The 18,709-nt window shown below is 39.1% G+C and carries 17 protein-coding genes; 8 read left to right on the forward strand and 9 right to left on the reverse strand.

Features of this window, described 5'->3' with window-relative positions; genetic code table 11:
• Window positions 1-278 precede the first annotated feature (278 nt).
• Together M3206_RS11710 and M3206_RS11715 are read right to left on the reverse strand one after the other, a co-directional pair.
• A complete protein-coding gene (locus M3206_RS11710; RefSeq protein WP_251312711.1) occupies window positions 279-1,637 on the reverse strand; it encodes an MATE family efflux transporter in 1,359 nt (452 codons plus the stop codon).
• Between the two features lie 155 nt (window positions 1,638-1,792).
• Window positions 1,793-3,517, reverse strand: a complete 1,725-nt coding sequence (locus M3206_RS11715) for a glycoside hydrolase family 13 protein (protein WP_251312712.1) — start codon at window positions 3,515-3,517, stop codon at window positions 1,793-1,795.
• Between the two features lie 521 nt (window positions 3,518-4,038).
• On the opposite strand from M3206_RS11715, the gene M3206_RS11720 reads away from it, so the two are divergent.
• From M3206_RS11720 to M3206_RS11740, 5 genes are all read left to right on the forward strand, one after another.
• Window positions 4,039-5,304 carry an extracellular solute-binding protein gene (locus tag M3206_RS11720; RefSeq protein ID WP_251312713.1) on the forward strand — a complete coding sequence of 422 codons (1,266 nt, stop codon included), beginning with the start codon at window positions 4,039-4,041 and terminating at the stop codon, window positions 5,302-5,304.
• Window positions 5,305-5,457: 153 nt separating this feature from the next.
• Complete coding sequence (locus M3206_RS11725) at window positions 5,458-6,720, forward strand: carbohydrate ABC transporter permease (RefSeq protein WP_251312714.1); 1,263 nt, start codon at window positions 5,458-5,460, stop codon at window positions 6,718-6,720.
• 1 nt (window position 6,721) lies between these two features.
• Window positions 6,722-7,558, forward strand: a complete 837-nt coding sequence (locus tag M3206_RS11730; protein ID WP_251312715.1) for a sugar ABC transporter permease — start codon at window positions 6,722-6,724, stop codon at window positions 7,556-7,558.
• 26 nt (window positions 7,559-7,584) lie between these two features.
• Window positions 7,585-9,108: an alpha-amylase family glycosyl hydrolase gene (locus M3206_RS11735; protein WP_251312716.1), complete on the forward strand. Its 1,524-nt coding sequence runs from the start codon at window positions 7,585-7,587 to the stop codon at window positions 9,106-9,108.
• A 106-nt stretch (window positions 9,109-9,214) separates the two neighbouring features.
• On the forward strand, window positions 9,215-10,237 hold the full coding sequence (locus tag M3206_RS11740) for a LacI family DNA-binding transcriptional regulator (protein ID WP_251312717.1): 1,023 nt from the start codon (window positions 9,215-9,217) through the stop codon (window positions 10,235-10,237).
• A gap of 39 nt (window positions 10,238-10,276) precedes the next feature.
• Here M3206_RS11740 and ligD (M3206_RS11745) read toward each other — a convergent pair whose 3' ends face one another.
• From ligD (M3206_RS11745) to M3206_RS11755, 3 genes are read right to left on the reverse strand one after another with little or no spacing between them, the layout of a single operon-like run.
• Window positions 10,277-11,197, reverse strand: a complete 921-nt coding sequence (gene ligD / locus M3206_RS11745) for a non-homologous end-joining DNA ligase (RefSeq protein ID WP_251312718.1) — start codon at window positions 11,195-11,197, stop codon at window positions 10,277-10,279.
• Window positions 11,170-12,132: a non-homologous end-joining DNA ligase gene (gene ligD / locus M3206_RS11750; RefSeq protein ID WP_251312719.1), complete on the reverse strand. Its 963-nt coding sequence runs from the start codon at window positions 12,130-12,132 to the stop codon at window positions 11,170-11,172. The genes ligD (M3206_RS11745) and ligD (M3206_RS11750) overlap by 28 nt, the downstream gene beginning before the upstream one ends.
• The gene (locus M3206_RS11755) at window positions 12,129-13,016 is read right to left on the reverse strand and encodes a Ku protein (protein ID WP_251312720.1); all 888 of its coding nucleotides are present in this window, start codon (window positions 13,014-13,016) and stop codon (window positions 12,129-12,131) included. Before M3206_RS11755 ends, ligD (M3206_RS11750) begins: the two co-directional genes overlap by 4 nt.
• A gap of 169 nt (window positions 13,017-13,185) precedes the next feature.
• On the opposite strand from M3206_RS11755, the gene M3206_RS11760 reads away from it, so the two are divergent.
• Window positions 13,186-14,316, forward strand: coding sequence for a histidine kinase N-terminal domain-containing protein (locus M3206_RS11760; protein WP_251312721.1), 1,131 nt, complete (start codon window positions 13,186-13,188; stop codon window positions 14,314-14,316).
• Between the two features lie 391 nt (window positions 14,317-14,707).
• On the opposite strand, the gene M3206_RS11765 is transcribed toward M3206_RS11760, so the two are convergent.
• Together M3206_RS11765 and M3206_RS11770 are read right to left on the reverse strand one after the other, a co-directional pair.
• Window positions 14,708-14,851, reverse strand: a complete 144-nt coding sequence (locus M3206_RS11765) for a DUF3941 domain-containing protein (protein WP_251312722.1) — start codon at window positions 14,849-14,851, stop codon at window positions 14,708-14,710.
• A gap of 57 nt (window positions 14,852-14,908) precedes the next feature.
• Window positions 14,909-15,772, reverse strand: a complete 864-nt coding sequence (locus M3206_RS11770) for a DegV family protein (protein WP_251312723.1) — start codon at window positions 15,770-15,772, stop codon at window positions 14,909-14,911.
• Window positions 15,773-15,970: 198 nt separating this feature from the next.
• On the opposite strand from M3206_RS11770, the gene M3206_RS11775 reads away from it, so the two are divergent.
• Window positions 15,971-16,795: a YitT family protein gene (locus tag M3206_RS11775; protein ID WP_251312829.1), complete on the forward strand. Its 825-nt coding sequence runs from the start codon at window positions 15,971-15,973 to the stop codon at window positions 16,793-16,795.
• A 138-nt stretch (window positions 16,796-16,933) separates the two neighbouring features.
• Complete coding sequence (locus M3206_RS11780) at window positions 16,934-17,752, forward strand: BsuPI-related putative proteinase inhibitor (RefSeq protein ID WP_251312724.1); 819 nt, start codon at window positions 16,934-16,936, stop codon at window positions 17,750-17,752.
• Window positions 17,753-17,857: 105 nt separating this feature from the next.
• On the opposite strand, the gene M3206_RS11785 is transcribed toward M3206_RS11780, so the two are convergent.
• Together M3206_RS11785 and M3206_RS11790 are read right to left on the reverse strand one after the other, a co-directional pair.
• Window positions 17,858-18,118 carry a NifU N-terminal domain-containing protein gene (locus M3206_RS11785; RefSeq protein WP_251312725.1) on the reverse strand — a complete coding sequence of 87 codons (261 nt, stop codon included), beginning with the start codon at window positions 18,116-18,118 and terminating at the stop codon, window positions 17,858-17,860.
• A 19-nt stretch (window positions 18,119-18,137) separates the two neighbouring features.
• Window positions 18,138-18,590 carry a GNAT family N-acetyltransferase gene (locus tag M3206_RS11790; protein WP_251312726.1) on the reverse strand — a complete coding sequence of 151 codons (453 nt, stop codon included), beginning with the start codon at window positions 18,588-18,590 and terminating at the stop codon, window positions 18,138-18,140.
• Window positions 18,591-18,709: the final 119 nt, after the last annotated feature.

The following is an 18,709-nucleotide window of genomic DNA, read 5'->3' on the forward strand; positions in this document are numbered from 1 at the left end:
ACAGCTTGAACCTTAAACTCAGGTTTATAGGTGATAGAACGATCTGAAACATGGCTTACATTTGGATTGTTTTCAAGTTGTTTTCTTTGAAGTTCGTTATAGATAATTTTACTCACTGTGGATTCCCGTTCTCCCTGTTTGGTTTGATTATAACGGTTTTCTTGTTTAAGAACACAAAAAATCCCGAATACCGGACTTTTTATAAGTGTCCATTATTCGGGATACAGTTCATCTCTATTGAGTGACCGCTTTTTTATATTTGTTTTTTCCCCGTGTAGTTAAGCCGTCGCTTCAGCACCCCGCACCATGATTTGATTCTGCCATTTGCGTTTTCTCCATCTTGCAAGCATGAATAGGCCACGCAACCATTCGTCTGCAATAAAAGCGATCCAGATACCGGCTAATCCCATGTCGAAGATGATGCCGAGAAGATAGGCGAGGGTTACACTGACTCCCCACATCGAAATGACGCCAATCACAACAGGAAACTTAACATCACCGGCAGCCCGCAAGCTTGAGATAATAACAAGATTGAACGAACGGCCAGGTTCGAGTAAAAGAGTTAAATACAACAACAGTGTACCTTCTCTTAGGATCTCAGGATTGTCTGTAAAAATGGAAAGAAGAGGTTTTGCAAAAAGGGAAGCCACTCCTGCCATTAAAAAGCTGATAATCATCGCATAAATCTGGCTCTTTAAACACATCTTGTAGGCAGAGTCATAAGATCTCGCACCTATCATGTGCCCAATTAAAATTTGTGTCCCTTGTCCGATCGCCACAGCGAAAAGAAATATAAACATCATGATATTAAATGTGTACACCTTTGTTGTAAGTGCAGAAGTCCCAAGCCATGTAATGAAAAAAGTAATGACCATTTGAGAACCGCTATATGAAAGGTGTTCACCTGCAGAAGGGAGTCCAATTTTTAATACACTTTTAATATGAAGCGGAATCAACTTGATTGAGCTTGCAAAAGGCAGGGGGATAGAAGTCCTCTTGAATAATAGATACCAAATAACAACTAATCCTAAAAATCGACTGAAAACCGTAGAGATGGCGACTCCTTCAACACCAAGAACAGGAAATCCGAAAGCGCCGAAAATAAACAAATAGTTTCCGATCACATTTAAAATATTCATTCCAATCGTTACATACATCGCATCCTTTGTGTACCCGTAGCTGCGAATAGCTGCACCAATCGTCATAATAACAGATTGAACAAAAGAAAAACCTCCGACAATTAAGAGATAGCTTTTCGCCTCTTTTATCAATTCTGAAGGAGTGTTGATCCACCTTAAGAAAATGTCACCCCAAATCAGTAACATGCCACTCAACAGCAAACCAATTAGTAAGTTTGTCATGATTGATACAACGGCAACCTCTGCAGCTGTTTTTTCAAGTTTCGCACCTATCGCTTGTGCAATAACCACACTCGCTCCTGTAGCAACAAAACCGAACATCACAATAATAATTGATAACAGCTGGTTTGTCAGACCAACAGCTGCGACCGAGTGATCAGAATATTGGCTGAGCATAAGGGTATCAGCGTTCCCCATCAACATATGAAGCAAAATCTCTATAAATATGGGCCACGTTATGGCAAAAAGGGAAAGCTTCGCTGCTTTACTTCCATTCATTAAATTCCCTCTCCATCAAGTTGTTTAGAATATTTTCCTATTGTAGCAGAAAATTGCATCCATGAAAGAAAATCCCCATACTTTTTAGTAAGGGGATCTATGGAGTACAAACAATCTTCATAAGGATGAGGTGTCCGCCGCACGCCCAAAGTATTTTACTTTTTTCGATACATGCTGAAACCATAAGGGGGCAATACGCCTGAAGCATCATTACCAAATAACAATTCATAGCCTTCTGCGATCACATAAGCATTCTCAACTGATTCATCTCCAGCGTTTAATACAATCATGATGCTTTCCTCATAAGAAGATCTTTCATAAACGAGAGTCCGGCCCTTTGCCGAGATGAATGAAAGGCTGCCTTCATTTGCTAAAACCCTGTGTTCTTTGCGCAGAGTAAGTAACGTTTGGATATGGTGAAAAAGGTCTAAATCTTGTTTTTCTTCATCCCACTCCATACATTCCCTGCACCCAGGATCTATTTCTCCCGCCATACCAATCTCATCTCCATAATAAATACATGGAGTCCCTTTAAAACTCAGCATGAGAAGGAAGAGGAGTTTCATTTTGTCCTTATTGCCATCACAGAAGTTTAAAACACGTTTCGTATCATGAGAGCCAAGAAGGTTAAACGCTACTTCATTCACGTTTTCAGGATACATCTGCATAACAGCGGTCATTTTTTCAGAGAATCCTTTTGCATCAATCGTTTCTTTAGCAACAAAATCAAGGGCCGCATTTGTAAAAGGATAGTTCATGACTGCATCGAACTGATCTCCTTGAAGCCATTTTATCGAGTCATGCCAGATTTCTCCTAAGATATATGCTTCAGGTTTCGCGTTCTTTACAACTTTTCTAAACGCTCTCCAGAAAGAATGATCCACCTCATTAGCTACATCGAGTCTCCAGCCATCGATATCGAACTCTTTGATCCAATAACTTGCTACCTTCAGCAAATATTCAAGAACTTCCGGATTTTCGGTATTCAACTTTGGCATCGTTTTTTCAAACGCAAATGTATCATAATTCGGTCGCGGTTCTGTTACGATTGGAAACTCTCTTAGATGAAACCAATTTTTATATCGGGAGTTATCCTCATTCTTAAGAACATCCTGAAACGGTTCAAAATAATAGCCACTATGATTAAACACGGCATCTAGCATCACTTTAATCCCATTTTCATGACAAACCTGTACAAGCTTCTTAAACGTTTCCTTATCTCCGAATTGTGGATCGATCTCTAGATAGTCTATCGTATCGTATTTGTGATTAGACTTAGCTTTGAAAATGGGAGTGAAATATATGCCTGAAATACCTAACTTCACAAGATGATCAATATGATCGATCACACCTTGAAAATCACCGCCGAAAAAGTTGTCCGGCTTAGGTTCTTCACTTCCCCAAGGAACAGCATCTTCAGGATCATTACTCTGATCACCATTTGCAAAGCGCTCAGGGAAAATTTGATACCAGACTGTATCTTTAACCCAACAAGGAGCACGGAATACATCAATCGCGTTTAAAAAAGGAAAACAGAAGTAATAAGCAGTATCGTCAAGGGGGGCTTCTTCATAAAATCCTTTTTCCGTATACACTACTGTTTCATCACCGTTCGAAATTTTAAACCCATAACGCAACCTTCGAAAAGGCGGTTGAATCTCTATATGGTAATAATCAAACCATTCATCTGTTCCGCTTAGAGTCATAAGGGAAGAAGAGGTTTGCCATCCTTCCTCCGTCCAGTCGTACGGATCTCCGTAAATCAAAGTAACCTGATCAGCATCTCCTTTTTTGGTGCGCAGACGGATATGAAGAGTTTTCTCATCATAAGCATACGCATAATTATTTCCCGGCCTGTGGTAGATCGCTTCTTTTAACATGTCTGTTCTCCCTTCTTTAATCACTGAAGTAGTTGATTTGCGCTCCAGGTTGCTCGCTTTCCACGGGGCGTGCGGTGAGCCTCCTGCCGCTACGCGCCATTAGGAGTCTCCACCTGACCGCTCGTCCCGTAGGAGTCGGCAACCTTACACTCCAATCAACTTGTCAATGAAGCAAATTTATAATCTTTTAGAAGGCAAAAAGAGCTTTTATAGGAATAAAAAAAGGGCACAACCTATTAATTGCCTAGGTTGTACCCCTTTGGATGTACATTGCCTTCCTATTGTTGAAAGTAGTATAAACCGCTTACATCATGAAAATCAAGGAAAATGAAAGCGAATCCAAAAAAAAATAAAAAAGTATTGTAAAAATGATAACCCGAGGTATAATGAAATGGAGCAGGTAATGCAATCGTTTTCATAAGCGACAATAACGACATAAATTCCTAAGAATTATATTTTTTTGTTGCTTTGTGCAAACGTTTGTATGCTTTGAATTTTTATATCTAATGGGGGTACAATTCATGAAAAAGTTATTAGCTTTGCCTTTAACTTTTGCTCTTGCTGCAAGTGCTCTAGCTGCTTGCGGGCCGCAAGAAGGGACAACTTCAACCGGCGGAAAGAAAGAAGATTCAAGCAAAAAGCCAGAGAAACTGGTTATCTGGGAAGACCAGGAAAAAGGTGTAGGGACAAAGGATGCTATTAAAAAGTTTGAAGAAAAACATGGCATCAAAGTAGAACTTAAAGAAATCCCTATGCTTGATCAACAAGAGAAACTTCGTCTTGACGGACCAGCTGGTAAAGGACCAGATGTTATCACAACACCGCATGACCGTATCGGGCCTTTAGCAATTGAAGGATTGATTACTCCGGTCGAAGTTTCTGACGATGTAACCAAGCTATACACAGAGTCATCAGTTAACGCATTAACATATGACGGTAAACTTTACGGACTTCCAAAGTCAACTGAAACACCTGTATTCATCTACAACAAAAAAATGATGGATAAAGCACCTGAATCATTAGAAGATCTAATGGCGTACGCTAAAGGCGACAAGGGTGGCGCTCAATACGGATACCTTGCAAACTGGACGGACTTCTACTTTGCACACGGTGTGCTTTCTGGATTTGGCGGATATGTGTTTAAAGAGGACAACGGTACATTAGACCCGAAAGACGTTGGTCTTGCAAACGAAGGTGCTGTTGAAGGACTTGATTACATCACGAGCTGGTACAAAGAAGGTTTATTCCCGAAAGGAATTATCGGTGAAAAAGCTGGTTCTACAATCGATGGCCTGTTCACTGAAGGTAAAGCAGCTTCCGTTATGAACGGACCATGGTCTTTCCAAGGCTATAAAGATGCTGGAATCGATATTGGTGTAGCTCCAATGCCTAAGCTTCCAAACGGTGAGTACGTAAAAACATTCATCGGTGTAAAAGGTTACAACGTAAGTTCTTTTTCTAAGAACCAGGAATGGGCTACAAAGCTAGTTGAATTTATAACGAATGAAGAAAACGCAAAAGTACGCTATGAAAAGACGGCAGAGATCCCTCCAGTTGTATCTTTAATGGAGGACCCAATTATTGCAGACAACGAAGCAGCTAAAGCAGTAGCTGTTCAATCAGAACGCGGTGTTCCAATGCCTAACATCCCTGAGATGGCAGAAGTTTGGGTTCCAGCTGCAAATGCACTACAGTTATCTGCAACTGGAAAATCTAAGCCAAAAGCAGCATTAGACAGTGCAGTGAAGACAATCGGACAAAATATCGAAGCGAACCACAAAAAATAAGCAGCAATAAGAGGAAAGCGGTATCCGTTGTCGCGGGTGCTGCTTTCTCTCACTATTGTGTATGTTGGAAAGGTTTCGCTAAAAGAATGGGTCCTGAAATCTTTCGAACGATACACAATTTAGTAAGTGGGAAAAGGAAAGGGGAAACCTGTAATGACACATCGTAAGACGGCAGCATTGCTGTCCATCATTCCAGGAGTGGGCCAATGTTATAACAAACAATGGGTTAAGGGATCAATATTTTTATTCTTGGCCGCTTGTTATTTTATTGCGTTTCTGGATTTTCTAAACATTGGACTATGGGGAATTGTAACACTTGGTACTGAAGTGCCGCGAGATCATTCGATCTTCTTGCTTGTAAATGGGGTAATCTCTCTAATTGTCGTTGCAATCGGACTTGGCTTTTATGCTCTGAACTTTTATGACGCTTATCAAAATGGAAAAAAACGCGACATGGGACTAAAGTTAAATACTCTTCGTGAACAGTATCATAATGTGATCGACAAAGGATTTCCTTACCTTATGGTGGGACCTGGGTTCCTGCTTTTAGTTTTTGTCGTGATATTTCCGATCATATTTATGCTTTTGCTATCATTCACGAACTATAATTTATACAACTCACCGCCTAGCAAACTCGTAGACTGGGTAGGTCTTCAAACATTCATTGAAATGTTCACACTTGATATTTGGCGCGAGACGTTTATCTCTGTATTCGCATGGACGATTATCTGGACGTTTACGGCTACAACACTGCAAATCGGTGTAGGGATTTTCCTTGCTGTTCTCCTTAATCAGAAAGATTTAAAATTCAAAGGCTTAATACGTACTTTATTGATTCTGCCATGGGCGGTACCTGCGTTTGTATCCATTCTAATCTTCTCAGGATTATTCAACGATACGTTCGGTGCGATTAATAATGATGTTTTAGCAGCCTTTGGAATCGATTCCATCCCTTGGATGACAGATCCATTCTATACAAAAATAGCATTGATCTTTATACAGTCCTGGCTTGGTTTCCCATTTGTTATGGCGATGACTACTGGGGTTCTTCAATCCATTCCGGGTGAGCTCTATGAAGCAGCAACTGTTGATGGGGCAACAACTTGGGACAAATTTAAAAAGATTACGCTGCCTATGATTCTATTTACGACAGCTCCAATCTTGATTACACAATATACCTTTAACTTTAATAACTTTAACGTAATCTACCTGTTCAACAATGGAGGTCCTGCGATCCCTGATCAGAATGCAGGGGGGACTGATATCTTGATCTCATGGATTTATAACCTAACGATGACATCTGCTCAATACAGCAAAGCTGCAGCAGTAACCGTTATGCTATCTATTATTATTGTTTCCGTGTCACTGTTCTACTTTAGAAAGACCAAATCATTTAAGGACGAAGGAATGATTTAATATGAGTATAAAAACAGCAAATAGAATTCGTTTAACTCTGTCCTATCTTATTCTTCTAGGTGCAATTGCTGTTGTGATCTATCCTATCATTTGGGTAGTCGGCTCTTCACTGAATCCAGGAAATAGCTTATCAAGTTCGACGATTATTCCTGAAAATGCAACGTTGGATCATTATAGAAAGCTCTTTGCTGAAACCGAATATTTAACGTGGTACTGGAATACGCTGAAGATCTGTTTTATTACGATGGTTCTTTCCGTCATCTTTATCGGTCTTACCGCATATGCGTTTTCAAGATATAAGTTTGTTGGGCGCAAGAATGGATTGTTGCTGTTCCTGATTTTGCAGATGATTCCTCAGTTTGTAGCAATCCTTGCAATCTATATCCTTGCATTCCAGGTAGGATTACTAGATACACATCTTGCGCTAATCCTTGTATACGTTGGAGGATTAATTCCGATGAACACGTATTTGGCGAAGAATTATTATGATACGATTCCAAAAGAGCTGGATGAATCTGCACGTATCGACGGTGCTGGGCACTTCCGTATCTTCTGGCAGATTATTTTGCCACTTTCTAAACCGATCTTAGCGGTCATAGCATTATTTAGTTTCATTTCGCCTTTTGCTGACTTTATCTTAGCTTCGATCCTTATCAGCTCGGATGAAAAACAGACATTGGCAGTTGGCTTGTTCAACATGATCTCTAATAAATTTGGTAATAACTTTACGCTTTTTGCGGCAGGTTCTGTGTTGGTTGCGATTCCGATCGGTTTGCTTTTCTTATCGTTGCAGCGTTATTTCATCTCTGGATTAACAGCAGGCGGAACAAAAGGTTAAAAAGTAAGCAGTCAGGAGGAACGGCGATGGGCAAAAGATTTATTTTCTTGGCTATGTCGTTTCTTCTTTTTTTATCTGTTCAAAATAAAGCGCTTGCAGAGAAAAAGGAAGAACGGTCATGGAAAGACGAAACCATCTATTTTATAATGATTGACCGTTTTCATAACGGAGACAAAAAGAATGATTTTGATGTTGATCCAACTGATCCATCCGCCTACCATGGCGGAGATTTTAAAGGGATTACAAAAAAACTTGATTATCTGAAAGATCTTGGTGTAACAGCCATCTGGATGACCCCTGTGGTCAAGAATGAGGAACGAGGCTACCATGGCTATTGGACAGAAGATTTTTATGAAACCGAAGAACATTTTGGAACTGAGGAAGAACTGAAAAAGCTCGTACAGAAAGCCCATGATCGTGACATAAAAGTTATAGTAGATCTTGTTGTCAATCACACAGGCTATATTCACGCCTGGCAGAACAACACCGAAAAAAAGGATTGGTTTCATCCCAAACAGGAGATAACCAATTGGGATGATCAGCAAAATGTAGAAAACGGATGGCTAGCAGGTTTACCAGATTTGAATACTGAAAATCCAGAAACAAGAAAATACCTACTGGACATGGCTGAATATTGGATAAAAGAAACGAATATAGACGGCTACAGACTCGATACAGTAAAGCATGTTCCAAAAGATTTCTGGGTTGAATTTTCGGAAAGAGTAAAAAATGTGAAGTCAGATTTTTATCTGATCGGTGAAGTATGGCACAACGATCCACGGTATATTTCAGAATATAATAAAGCGGGAATTCAATCCTTTGTCGATTATCCGCTTTTTAATGAGATGGTAAGGGTTTTTAGACAAAGCGGTCAATCACTTTCAGAACTGCATTCTGTGTGGGAGAGAAACAAGTATTATTATGATGATCCATACATGTTAGGTAACTTTATCGATAATCATGATAACATCCGTTTTGTAAGAGAAGTACTTCTTAAACAAGAGGATCCAGAAAAGAGATTAAAGATGGCTTTGACCTATCTTTATACCGCTCCAGGAATTCCGATTCTTTATCAAGGAACAGAACATATGGTGGACGGTGGAAAGGACCCAGACAACCGTCGAATGATGGCTTTCAATCAGAACAAAAAGATCGAAACATTTACAGCGAAACTTGGAAGCTTAAGGCAGAAACACCCAGCCCTTCGCCGTGGCGATTTTACGATGATAAAAGATGAAGGAGCAAAAGGGGTATTTAAGCGAACATATAAGGGTGAAACGCTTTATATCGTATTTAACAATGATAAAAAAGCTGTCAATATCGCTTTTCAAGATAAGGCTTTTAAGGGTCATAAACTTGTTGATCTAATGAACCAGAATGAAGAAAGAGCAGATGGAAATAAGGTGGAATTCCAAATAAAAGGAGAAACAGCCCTTATTTTTCTTTTGCAAAAGCATTCTAATAAACCTTTTCTCTACGGTGCAATAGGAGCAGGTATTCTTCTTGTGATCTTGTTAATAAGCTTCTTTTTTAGAAAAAGCAAAAGTTAAAAACTTAATGAATTCTGTATCTTTTTTCCTAAGGATTCTATACAATTATGTTGGATTAAGAAAGCGTATACTGCCAGAGTATTAGTTGGAAAGGAGGGCTCCCAATATGTCAGTTACCATTAAAGATGTAGCGAAATTAGCAGATGTTGCTCCTTCAACGGTATCGAGGGTAATAGCGAACAACCCGCGAATATCTGAAAAAACAAAGCGAAAAGTGAAAGAGGCCATGGATTATTTAGGCTACCACCCAAACTTTAATGCTAGAAGTCTAGCTAACCGCAGCACTCAGGCGATCGGTCTCGTTATGCCGAGTTCTGCAGATAAAGCGTTTCAAAACCCGTTTTTTCCGGAAGTGATCAGGGGTATCAGCACGATGGCGCATGAGCAAGAATATGCCTTATATATGTCCACTGGAAAAACAGAAGACGAAATATTTGATGGTGTTGTCCGCATGGTACAGGGACGACGAGTAGATGGCATCGTTTTGCTTTATTCGCGCGTAGATGATCGTATCATGTGTTATCTGCAAGAACAGAAGTTTCCTTTTACCGTGATCGGTAAACCTTTTAAGAAAGCAGAAACTATCACACATATCGATAATGATAATTTCAAAGCTGGTCAGGAGATGACAGAGTATCTACTCTCTTTAGGACATGAAAGAATCGGTTTTGTTGGGGGAGATTTGAATCTCGTCGTTACGATCGACCGATTATTAGGTTATGAAAAAGCGATCCGACATGCAGGACTGCCACATAAGGATGAATATATCGTACATGAAGAGTTTCTAAAAGAAGGCGGGCAGGAAGCCGTGAAAGAACTTCTGGCGTTGAAAAATCCGCCAACAGCCTTGTTGGTGATGGATGACCTTATGTCATTCGGTGTACTAAGCACATTAAATGATCTAGGACTTAATGTTCCCGAAGACATTTCCTTATTAAGCTTTAATAACGTTATGCTGTCAGAACTTTCATCACCGGCTTTAACGTCTGTCGATATCAATATTTTTCAGCTTGGGTATGAAGCAGCAAAAGGATTACTGGAATGCATTCAATCACCAGAAAAACCAGCAAAACGAGTAGCGGTGCCGTTCAAGCTCATTGAAAGACAATCTTGTAAAAAGATAAACTAACCTAAAAAAGCCCCTATCTGATGAATTTTATTCTATCAGTTAAAGGCTTTTTTCTTTTAGTGCTTGAATAACAGGGGATATAGGCTGCTTGTTTTTCGTCGAGAAAAAATCTTGAAAAGGGTCCCCAATTTCTTTAATACGGTCATGGATAACCGTTAAGGGGAATAACTCTGGACGGAGATCTTGTTTTACTTCATGCCAATAAAGCGGAGCGGCAACGAGTGCATCCTCATTTCCTCTTACGGAGTAAGGAGCTATGATCGTTTTACCTTCAGCATGCTGGATATAATCGATGTAACATTTATTTCCTCTGTTCTTTTTTAAACGTTCAATCGTAAACCATCGAGGTTCCTTTTCAATTAAATAGTGTGCCAGGAATTCAGTAAAAAGACGTGATTCCTCAAATGTAACCTGATCGGCAGGTAATGGAATATAAATCTGCATCCCTTTATTACCACTCGTTTTAATAAAGGTTGTCAGGCGAAGGCTGTCGCAGACTTCTTTTATCATTAATGCCGCTTCTACAGAGAGTTTAAACTCATCCCGCGAAGGCGGATCGAGATCCATAACGATTTCTGAAGGGTATGAGGTATCGGATGTTCGGTAAGGAATATGAAATTCAAAAGCGAGCTGATTTCCAAGCCATAAGAGGGTTGGCAGGTTATTGCACATAATGTAATTAATATTCTCTTTTTGAACCGTTTGAATAAATGAAGGAGCGTAGTCTGGACAGTTCTTCTGATAAAACCGTTCATCTCCTACTCCGTGCGGATATCTGATCACAGTAAGTGCGCGATTTCGAAGGAAAGGCAGCATGAACGGTGCAAGATGTGTTAAATAATTGATGTATTCCACTTTTACAATCTGCAGTTCTGGCCAGAGAGGCTTATCAGGACTTGTCAGTGTAACGATCTCTCCATTCACTTGGAGGTTCAGAGATTCTTTTGCAGGTTTTCCCATGTGCAATCCTCCCAATCAGCATCAAAACGAAAACGGACAAAGCGAGGCTGCCGTAACTGATTTTTGTAGACTTCTAAAAAAGAAAGCTCCACACATAGAGATGGTTCAATTAAAATGATGGAGTTTGATCTTCCGCTTTGATTTTTCTTAACAATTTGTATGAGTGCTTCCTTCTCTTCCGGTGAGATTCCGTGTGAAAATAATCCAACAAACATAATTTGATCATCCTTTATCACACCAACATGGAAAAATCCGTTTTCGGTATCGTAACCCATTAAGATAAAATTACTGTACGTTAGATTTTTTACCTTTATCCAGTGGTTGGTTCGTGTTCCAGATAACCACTTACTCTTTATTTTTTTGGCTACGATTCCCTCGCTTTTGCTAAGACGAACCGTTTGCTCAATATCTTCTCTATCTTTTGTATATGGGATAAAGTTCAAATGAGAAGAAGGGATGACTTTCTCTGTGTCAATCAACAATGTCTTCATTAACTCTGATAGCATTTCTTTTCTATAAATAAAAGGTTCATGAGACATGTATCGTCCTTGTAAAGCTAATAAATCAAAAGCACAAAAAGAAGACGGATACAGCTTAATTGCTTGTTGGATTCTTTCATGTTGTTTCAGCCTTCCTCTTTTTTGAATCTGTTCAAAGTTTGCTTTAAATGGGTTTTCTAATATACAAAGTTCACCATCGATCAAAAGGGGAAATAAGTGATTCACTTTATTTTCAATACCCTTTAAATAATCAGGGATTTCTGGAAAGATGGTGTGCAGGTAATGACCATTTCTAGATGTCATAACAATCTTTGAATGATCCCAATAAAGAAGACAACGAAAACCATCGTACTTTACTTCAAAGACCCAATCCTCACCAACCGGAAGTTTGTCCGAAAGGGAAGGGAGCATGGGTTTTAGAAATGCAGAAATCATGAACTTGAGGCTTTCTTCTTAGCTGTAGATTTTTTCTTTTTTGTTTTCTTTTCCTCGCCCGATTTTTTCTCGCCCGTTTCTTTTTGTTTTTTGGTTTCTTTTTTCTTTGGTTCTTTCCCTTTGCTTTCATTGATCGAAGCTTGTAAAGCTTCCATCAGGTCAACGACATTTGTCTTAGGTTTTTCTTTCGCCACTTTCACTTCATCACCAGAAATTTTACTGTTGATCAGTTCTAGAACCGCTTCACGGTACTCATCCTCATATTTCTCCGGTTCAAATGGAGCAGTTAGCTGTTCGATCAGCTGCTTCGCCATTTCAAGTTCTTTTTCATTCAGTGAGACTTCGTCAGTCAGCCCAGGAACATGATCCACATTACGTACTTCGTCAGGGTAAAAAATTGTTTCTAAAACTAATCCGTTTTTATAAACACGAACAGCGGCAAGGTGCTCTTTTGATCGGAGTGTAAACTTAGCTAGGCCTATTTTTCCTGTATCTTCCATCGCTTTTTTTAATAGAGCAAATGACTTCGTGCCGTTTTCTCCCGGTCCTACAAAATAAGAACGGTTATAAAAAATCGGATCGATCTCCTCTAATTGAATGAAATCGATGATTTCTATCGATTTATCAGATACACCTGCCAATTCATCCAATTCATCTTTTTCAACGACAACAAACTTTCCAGGTTCATATTCATAACCTTTGACAATCTCTTTAGAATCAACCGTTTCTTCACATACCGGACATACTTTTTCATATTGAACAGGGCTATGGCACTTTTCATGTAAATATCTCATCTTAATATCTTTATTTTCAGTGGCAGCAAACAGTTTTATCGGAATATTCACAAGCCCGAAGCTGATTGCTCCTTTCCACATCGTATGCATGAATACCATCCTTTCTCAATTTCAATTTACTTATAGTGTTTGATTTCCAATAAAATAATCGTCATGTATATTTTTCCAACTCTATATACATTTCGACAATAGATTGTAGAATCCGTGAAAATCCTGCATAATGGATGGCAGAGATTGATAATTAAAGGGTGATTTTAGGATGGAATGCAGTACACAAGAACAAATCAATAAAAAGCTGGCTACTTTCCTTATCGAGCAGAAAGCAAGCATCGTTGAAAAATGGCTTGAACACGTACTGTTGCCACAGAATGACCCTTTTTATGAGGAAGTCAAAAAGAACGGATATCAAACGATTCTTGAACTGATCAATTACTTGGAAACAGGATCGCTGGACAGATTAAACAAACTTACGAATAAAATGGCTACAGAGCGAATTGAAGCCAAGGCGGATATTGGGGACTTTGTACATAATATAAACATTGGTCGGAGCGTCGTTTATGAGCTTTTGATGTGCTCTTTATTAAACGAGCATGAAAAAGGCAAAGGCGTTCTCATGATGCAGCGGTATTTCGATCATCTTCTTTATTTAAGTGTAAAAGACTATACGGCATTAAAAGACTCGATCATTGAAAAGAAAAATCAGTTCATTCAAGAAATGCATCATGACAGGTTAACGATGCTTGGACAGATCGCAGCGAGTTTTGCACATGAATTTAGAAATCCCCTTACATCGGTTAAAGGATTTATTTATTTACTTCAAAGAGAGTTGGAGAAAACGGAACAATCTGATCATTATTTTGATATCATCAAAAACGAGATGCAGAGTTTGGAAGAAAAGATCACTCAGTTCCTTTATCTATCCAAAATGAGAGGTCTTGAAGATAAGCTTGTACATGTACCAATAAAGACGCTTATAGAAGAAATGATTGAATTTATGTATCCTCGATTCACGGAAACAAACATCATCATCCATGCTGATTTGGATGAAGAAGTAATGATTGAGGGTGACAGTTCACAGATTAAGCAAGTCTTATTGAATATTCTTGTTAACGCTGTTGAAGAGTTAAGCGAGTGGAACGGTGAACGGAAAATAGAAGTGAAGCTGAGAAGAATGGAAGATAAGGCTGAACTTTCTATCTGCAATAACGGTAATCCAATCCCTGATTATCTGCTGGAGAACGTATTTGAACCATTCGTAACGACCAAATCCCTTGGAACAGGTCTTGGCTTATCGGTTTGCAAACAGATCGTAGAGAAACATAATGGCACGATCGAAGTGAGTTCAGAGGAAGACATCACATGCTTTACAATCATGTTCCCAACCTTATAAAAGGAGGGCTGACTTGAAGTGTAAAAACTTTTGAGTTCTAGCCCTTTTTTTATATAAAAATTAGAGAAAAAAGTGTGTGTTGATGAGTGAAAAACGAGTTTTTCAGTACTGACCTAATAAAATTTTAAGCAAAAATAACTGCCTAACAAGTTGTAACAGATGTTAAGTAGGACTGAATCAGCAAGTCTGAGCGAAAACCTACCTTTTCTGCGCGAAAAAAGGGGTTTTGAGCATAACTCGGCATTCTCCGAGCGTAACTAGAGGATTTTGTGCGAAAAGCGGGTTCTTACGCGAACGTGTAACAAAATAAAAAAACATGTACCGTAAAAACGTCATAGAGATCTTTTGATCAAAAAAAGAGGGCTGACGTTGGTCAACCCTCCTATCATGCTTATAAATGATCAGGTTTTTTAGAATATGGCTGCTTGCCTTTTTCTCTGATCTCATGCTCAGCTACATTATTTAACTTATTTCTCGCTTGATTGTCTACAGGCTTTTTATCATCATCTTTTGTGTAGCGGTGTTTGTGTGTCATATCGTATCCCTCCTGTTTCTAACATCTGTCAGAAGGAAATCGATTATGCATCATGTTTCAAGAAACTTTTTTCGGTGTATTTAAAAAGAATAACGCGATGGTTCCAGGTCCTGCATGAGCCCCTATCGCACATCCGATCATCGTGATCAAAATGTTTCGGTTACCGGTTTCAGCGATGATTAATTCTTTCAGTGCTTGGGCGGTTTCTGTATCATCCGCATGGCTGATTCCAATCGTCACATCATCCAGTGCTTCGGATCGTTCTTTCATGAGTTCGACCATACGGCCTAAAACTTTCTTTTTTCCTCGCAATTTTTCAAGCGGGAACAACTTGCCTTCTTCCATATGAAGGACAGGCTTAATCTTTAAAAGCGTGCCCATCACAGCAGCTGTTTTACTAACCCGGCCGCCGCGCAATAAATATTCAAGGTCATCAACGGTAAAAATAGATTCAAGATGTTTCTGATAGTGCTCGAGGGTGTTCTTAATTTCGTCCATTGTTTTTCCGGCTTTCGCTTCTTTAGCTGCCTCGTAGACCATTAGACCATAGCCAAGTGAAGCAGCCTGACTGTCAAATACCTCAATTTCGGCGTCTGGGTATTCTTCAAGTACCTCATTTTTCATAAGGACCGCGGTTTGATAGGTACCGCTTATTCCTGAAGATAAGGTTATGTAAATAGCGGGAGTCCCATTCTTAGCATAAGAACTTAATGTTTCTTTTATAAGAGAAGGTGGGACTTGTGCCGTTTTTGGCGTCGCTCCATCTTTCATATATGTATATAGCTGTTTTGGCTCAATGTTTGACCGGTCTAAATATTCTTCGTTGTTTATCTGTACAACTAATGGAAGCATAGCAATATCGTACTCATCAAGAATTTGTTTGGGCAGATCAGAACCTGTATCCGTAATAATTTGAATCATTTCATTTCACCTGCTTAGCTTTTTCTATAGTTTACCGTGTGATGGAATGAAAAGGCAATCATCATCTTTCAAAAAAGGTTAATTTGGCTATTGACGATGGTCTGCTTTTTCTGTTAAATATAAATCTTGGACATTGAAAGGAGGGGCTCAACAATGATTAGAGATCGTTTCCGAATTACAGAAATCGGGACAAATGAGATGAAAACCATCTTTTTTATAATTGTAGGTGCTATATTAAACGCAATATCACTGAATATGTTTTTAATTCCCGCTAAAGTATACGCTAGCGGATTTACTGGAGTTTCTCAGCTGATATCATCCTTGCTTGAAAATACAGAATTTCCGATCTCAACAGGTATTTTATATCTTATTTTTAATATTCCGGTTACGGTTCTTGGCTGGATGAAAGTAGGAAAGTCGTTTACGATTTACAGTTTTTTAAGTGTCATCATGATTACTTTTTTCTTAGAGGTCGTTCCGATTACAGTAGTATCGGAAGACATCTTGCTTAACGCCGTATTTGGAGGCGTTATTGCTGCGTTGGGAGTGGGGGTAACCTTAAAATACGGTGCGTCTACTGGCGGATTGGACATCATCGCAATGGTCCTTTCACGAATGAAAAATAAACCGATCGGCAGCTACTTTTTCATATTAAACGGGTTGATCATTATGGCCGCAGGTTTCTTGTTCGGGTGGGAAAAGGCATTATACACCTTAGTTGCTCTCTATGTTTCCTCACGCGTCATCGACGCCGTACATACCCGTCATGAAAAGCTGACGGCAATGATTGTTACGAAGAAAGGAAAAGAGATACAAGAAGCCATCCATGGCAGAATGGTCAGAGGGATCACCATCATCCCCGCAAAAGGAGCCTTCTCTAACCATGACAAAGAAATGCTCATGATTGTCATTACGCGATATGAATTATACGATCTTGAGCTTGTACTGAAAGAAGTAGACCCAAATGCCTTCACAAATATTATCCACACGCAAGGCATCTATGGATTCTTCCGCAACGACTAGGGACAGACCCCAGACAAATACAAATTCATTAATTTTGTACACACGGTATGGACATTTTCCATGCCGTGTTTTATTTATGAATCTTTTCGTTAAAATCACCATATAACGGTAAAAATGAATAGGAAGGTGGTGATTTGCTTGGCGCGAAAATTAAAACAGAGTTTTGTGCTCTTTTTTGCTTTAATTATTATTCTTGCTATCGCATCTGGCTGTTCCAAAGATAATGAAGAAAAGAAGGTTAAAGGGAAGGAAAGCGTTAGTTCGCAACTCAATCCTGTATTATCTATACAACAGAAAAATGATGGAATCGACTTTTTGCTAGCATTAGAAAACCAAAGCAATCATACGGTAACCTTACATTATAACAGTACAAAGATGTTTGATATCACGGTTACTGATACTACAGGCAAAGAGAATTATCGATATTCAAAAGGGAAGAAATATAAACAACAAACAGCGAAGGTTCAGATTCAATCAGGAGCTAGCCATATATGGAAAACGAAGTGGAAGCTTTCACCAGAGGAAAGGAAAGCTGGTATATACAAAGTTAAAGCCGAATTCACCCCAATCAAAGTCACACCAGGCTCAATTAAAACAGAGAAGCTTGTTATTACAGATAACTTGACCTTGCAATCAGGAATGGGTGATTTAAAAAACAACTCATTTCGAAATATTCATTTCACTGGAACAGATGGAGAATATAAAGTTTCAGGTGAAGCTAGGGTCTTTGAAGCATCATTTGCTTACTTAGTTACGGATGGTCATGAAGTTTTAGTGGAAAATCATGCGCAGACTGCAGAAGGAGCACCTGCTTGGGCACCTTTTTCAATAGAAATTGAGATTCCTGAGGATGACTTGCCGATAAATGGTACACTAATGCTTGAACTGTTCTATTATAGTCCGAAAGACGGCGAGAAAACGGATGTATTAGCTGTTCCGCTTGAGACATTTAAATAAAGGATCTGTGAAATTTCAGAACATCTATCCCAAATAACAAACAACTAAAATTTATGACGTGATAAAAACAAAAACCAGCCCTCAAAAGGCTGGTTTTCTCATTCATTAAGCATTCTCATTCAAAGCTTTTTCGATTTCAGGCATGAGTTGGTTCCAGTCACTGTCCGCTGTTTTGTTGACTGTGATGAAATTTTCAAAGCCGAAGATCGATTCTACACCGTCGATTGACAATAAAGCTTTTGCTAGAGAAGAATCCGTATCATCTCCAACACGTGCAGATAATCTTCCTTCTAGAAACTTTTCAGTTGCATCAAACTTGATTGCATTCGGATTTGGTGTCGGGTGGATCGAGAATTCAATGGCCATAAAAACACTCCTTCGTTTATTAAAAGTTAAATGCGTATCTCTTTGAGATGATATCATGAAAATCTAGTGAGTTATACAAATGCTTCGTTACAGAGTTGTTGATTCCTGTTTCCAATTCAATCGATTTAATTCCATCACGTTCAGCCCAATAAATCAGATGAAGAAGTAGTTTGCGGGCAATACCCTTATTTCTGTGCTCTTCGTGGACATAAAGTTCATTCAGCCATAAATAAGGGCCACCGATTCGAATACTAATTCCCAAATTGAAAAAAGCAAGACCAATTATAGAATCTTCTTCTTGAGCGACTATGATCCCGCTCTTATCGGGATTTTCCAGTGCGAGCTTAACTCCAGCAAGCGTACGGGAATGCTCCTCAGGCTCACCATCCATGGTGCGCTGCTGTATGAAAAGGTGCGCAATTTCTTCGATGATATGGGATTCGGCTTCACTCGTTACTCGATATATTTTCATTAGAATGCCCCCAAATTACTCGTAAAAACATTAAATTTAAACATAACATAACACATTATAACAAATTTATTGAAGGAATGACGTTTGTTAAATGGAATTTTATTTCGAATACCTATAAT

Source organism: Fictibacillus phosphorivorans (genome assembly GCF_023715845.1).
In the GTDB taxonomy this organism is placed as follows: Bacteria; Bacillota; Bacilli; order Bacillales; family Fictibacillaceae; genus Fictibacillus; species Fictibacillus phosphorivorans_D.

Coding starts and splice junctions, on each gene's coding strand:
- M3206_RS11735 (WP_251312716.1), top strand. CDS start 7,585: ATGGGCAAAAGATTTATTTTCTTGGCTATGTCGTTTCTTCTTTTTTTA.
- M3206_RS11775 (WP_251312829.1), top strand. CDS start 15,971: ATGAAAACCATCTTTTTTATAATTGTAGGTGCTATATTAAACGCAATA.
- M3206_RS11710 (WP_251312711.1), bottom strand. CDS start 1,637: ATGAATGGAAGTAAAGCAGCGAAGCTTTCCCTTTTTGCCATAACGTGG.
- M3206_RS11755 (WP_251312720.1), bottom strand. CDS start 13,016: ATGCATACGATGTGGAAAGGAGCAATCAGCTTCGGGCTTGTGAATATT.
- M3206_RS11730 (WP_251312715.1), top strand. CDS start 6,722: ATGAGTATAAAAACAGCAAATAGAATTCGTTTAACTCTGTCCTATCTT.
- M3206_RS11725 (WP_251312714.1), top strand. CDS start 5,458: ATGACACATCGTAAGACGGCAGCATTGCTGTCCATCATTCCAGGAGTG.
- M3206_RS11760 (WP_251312721.1), top strand. CDS start 13,186: ATGGAATGCAGTACACAAGAACAAATCAATAAAAAGCTGGCTACTTTC.
- M3206_RS11720 (WP_251312713.1), top strand. CDS start 4,039: ATGAAAAAGTTATTAGCTTTGCCTTTAACTTTTGCTCTTGCTGCAAGT.
- ligD (WP_251312719.1), bottom strand. CDS start 12,132: ATGATTTCTGCATTTCTAAAACCCATGCTCCCTTCCCTTTCGGACAAA.
- M3206_RS11785 (WP_251312725.1), bottom strand. CDS start 18,118: ATGGCCATTGAATTCTCGATCCACCCGACACCAAATCCGAATGCAATC.
- M3206_RS11740 (WP_251312717.1), top strand. CDS start 9,215: ATGTCAGTTACCATTAAAGATGTAGCGAAATTAGCAGATGTTGCTCCT.
- M3206_RS11765 (WP_251312722.1), bottom strand. CDS start 14,851: ATGACACACAAACACCGCTACACAAAAGATGATGATAAAAAGCCTGTA.
- M3206_RS11715 (WP_251312712.1), bottom strand. CDS start 3,517: ATGTTAAAAGAAGCGATCTACCACAGGCCGGGAAATAATTATGCGTAT.
- M3206_RS11770 (WP_251312723.1), bottom strand. CDS start 15,772: ATGATTCAAATTATTACGGATACAGGTTCTGATCTGCCCAAACAAATT.
- M3206_RS11790 (WP_251312726.1), bottom strand. CDS start 18,590: ATGAAAATATATCGAGTAACGAGTGAAGCCGAATCCCATATCATCGAA.
- ligD (WP_251312718.1), bottom strand. CDS start 11,197: ATGGGAAAACCTGCAAAAGAATCTCTGAACCTCCAAGTGAATGGAGAG.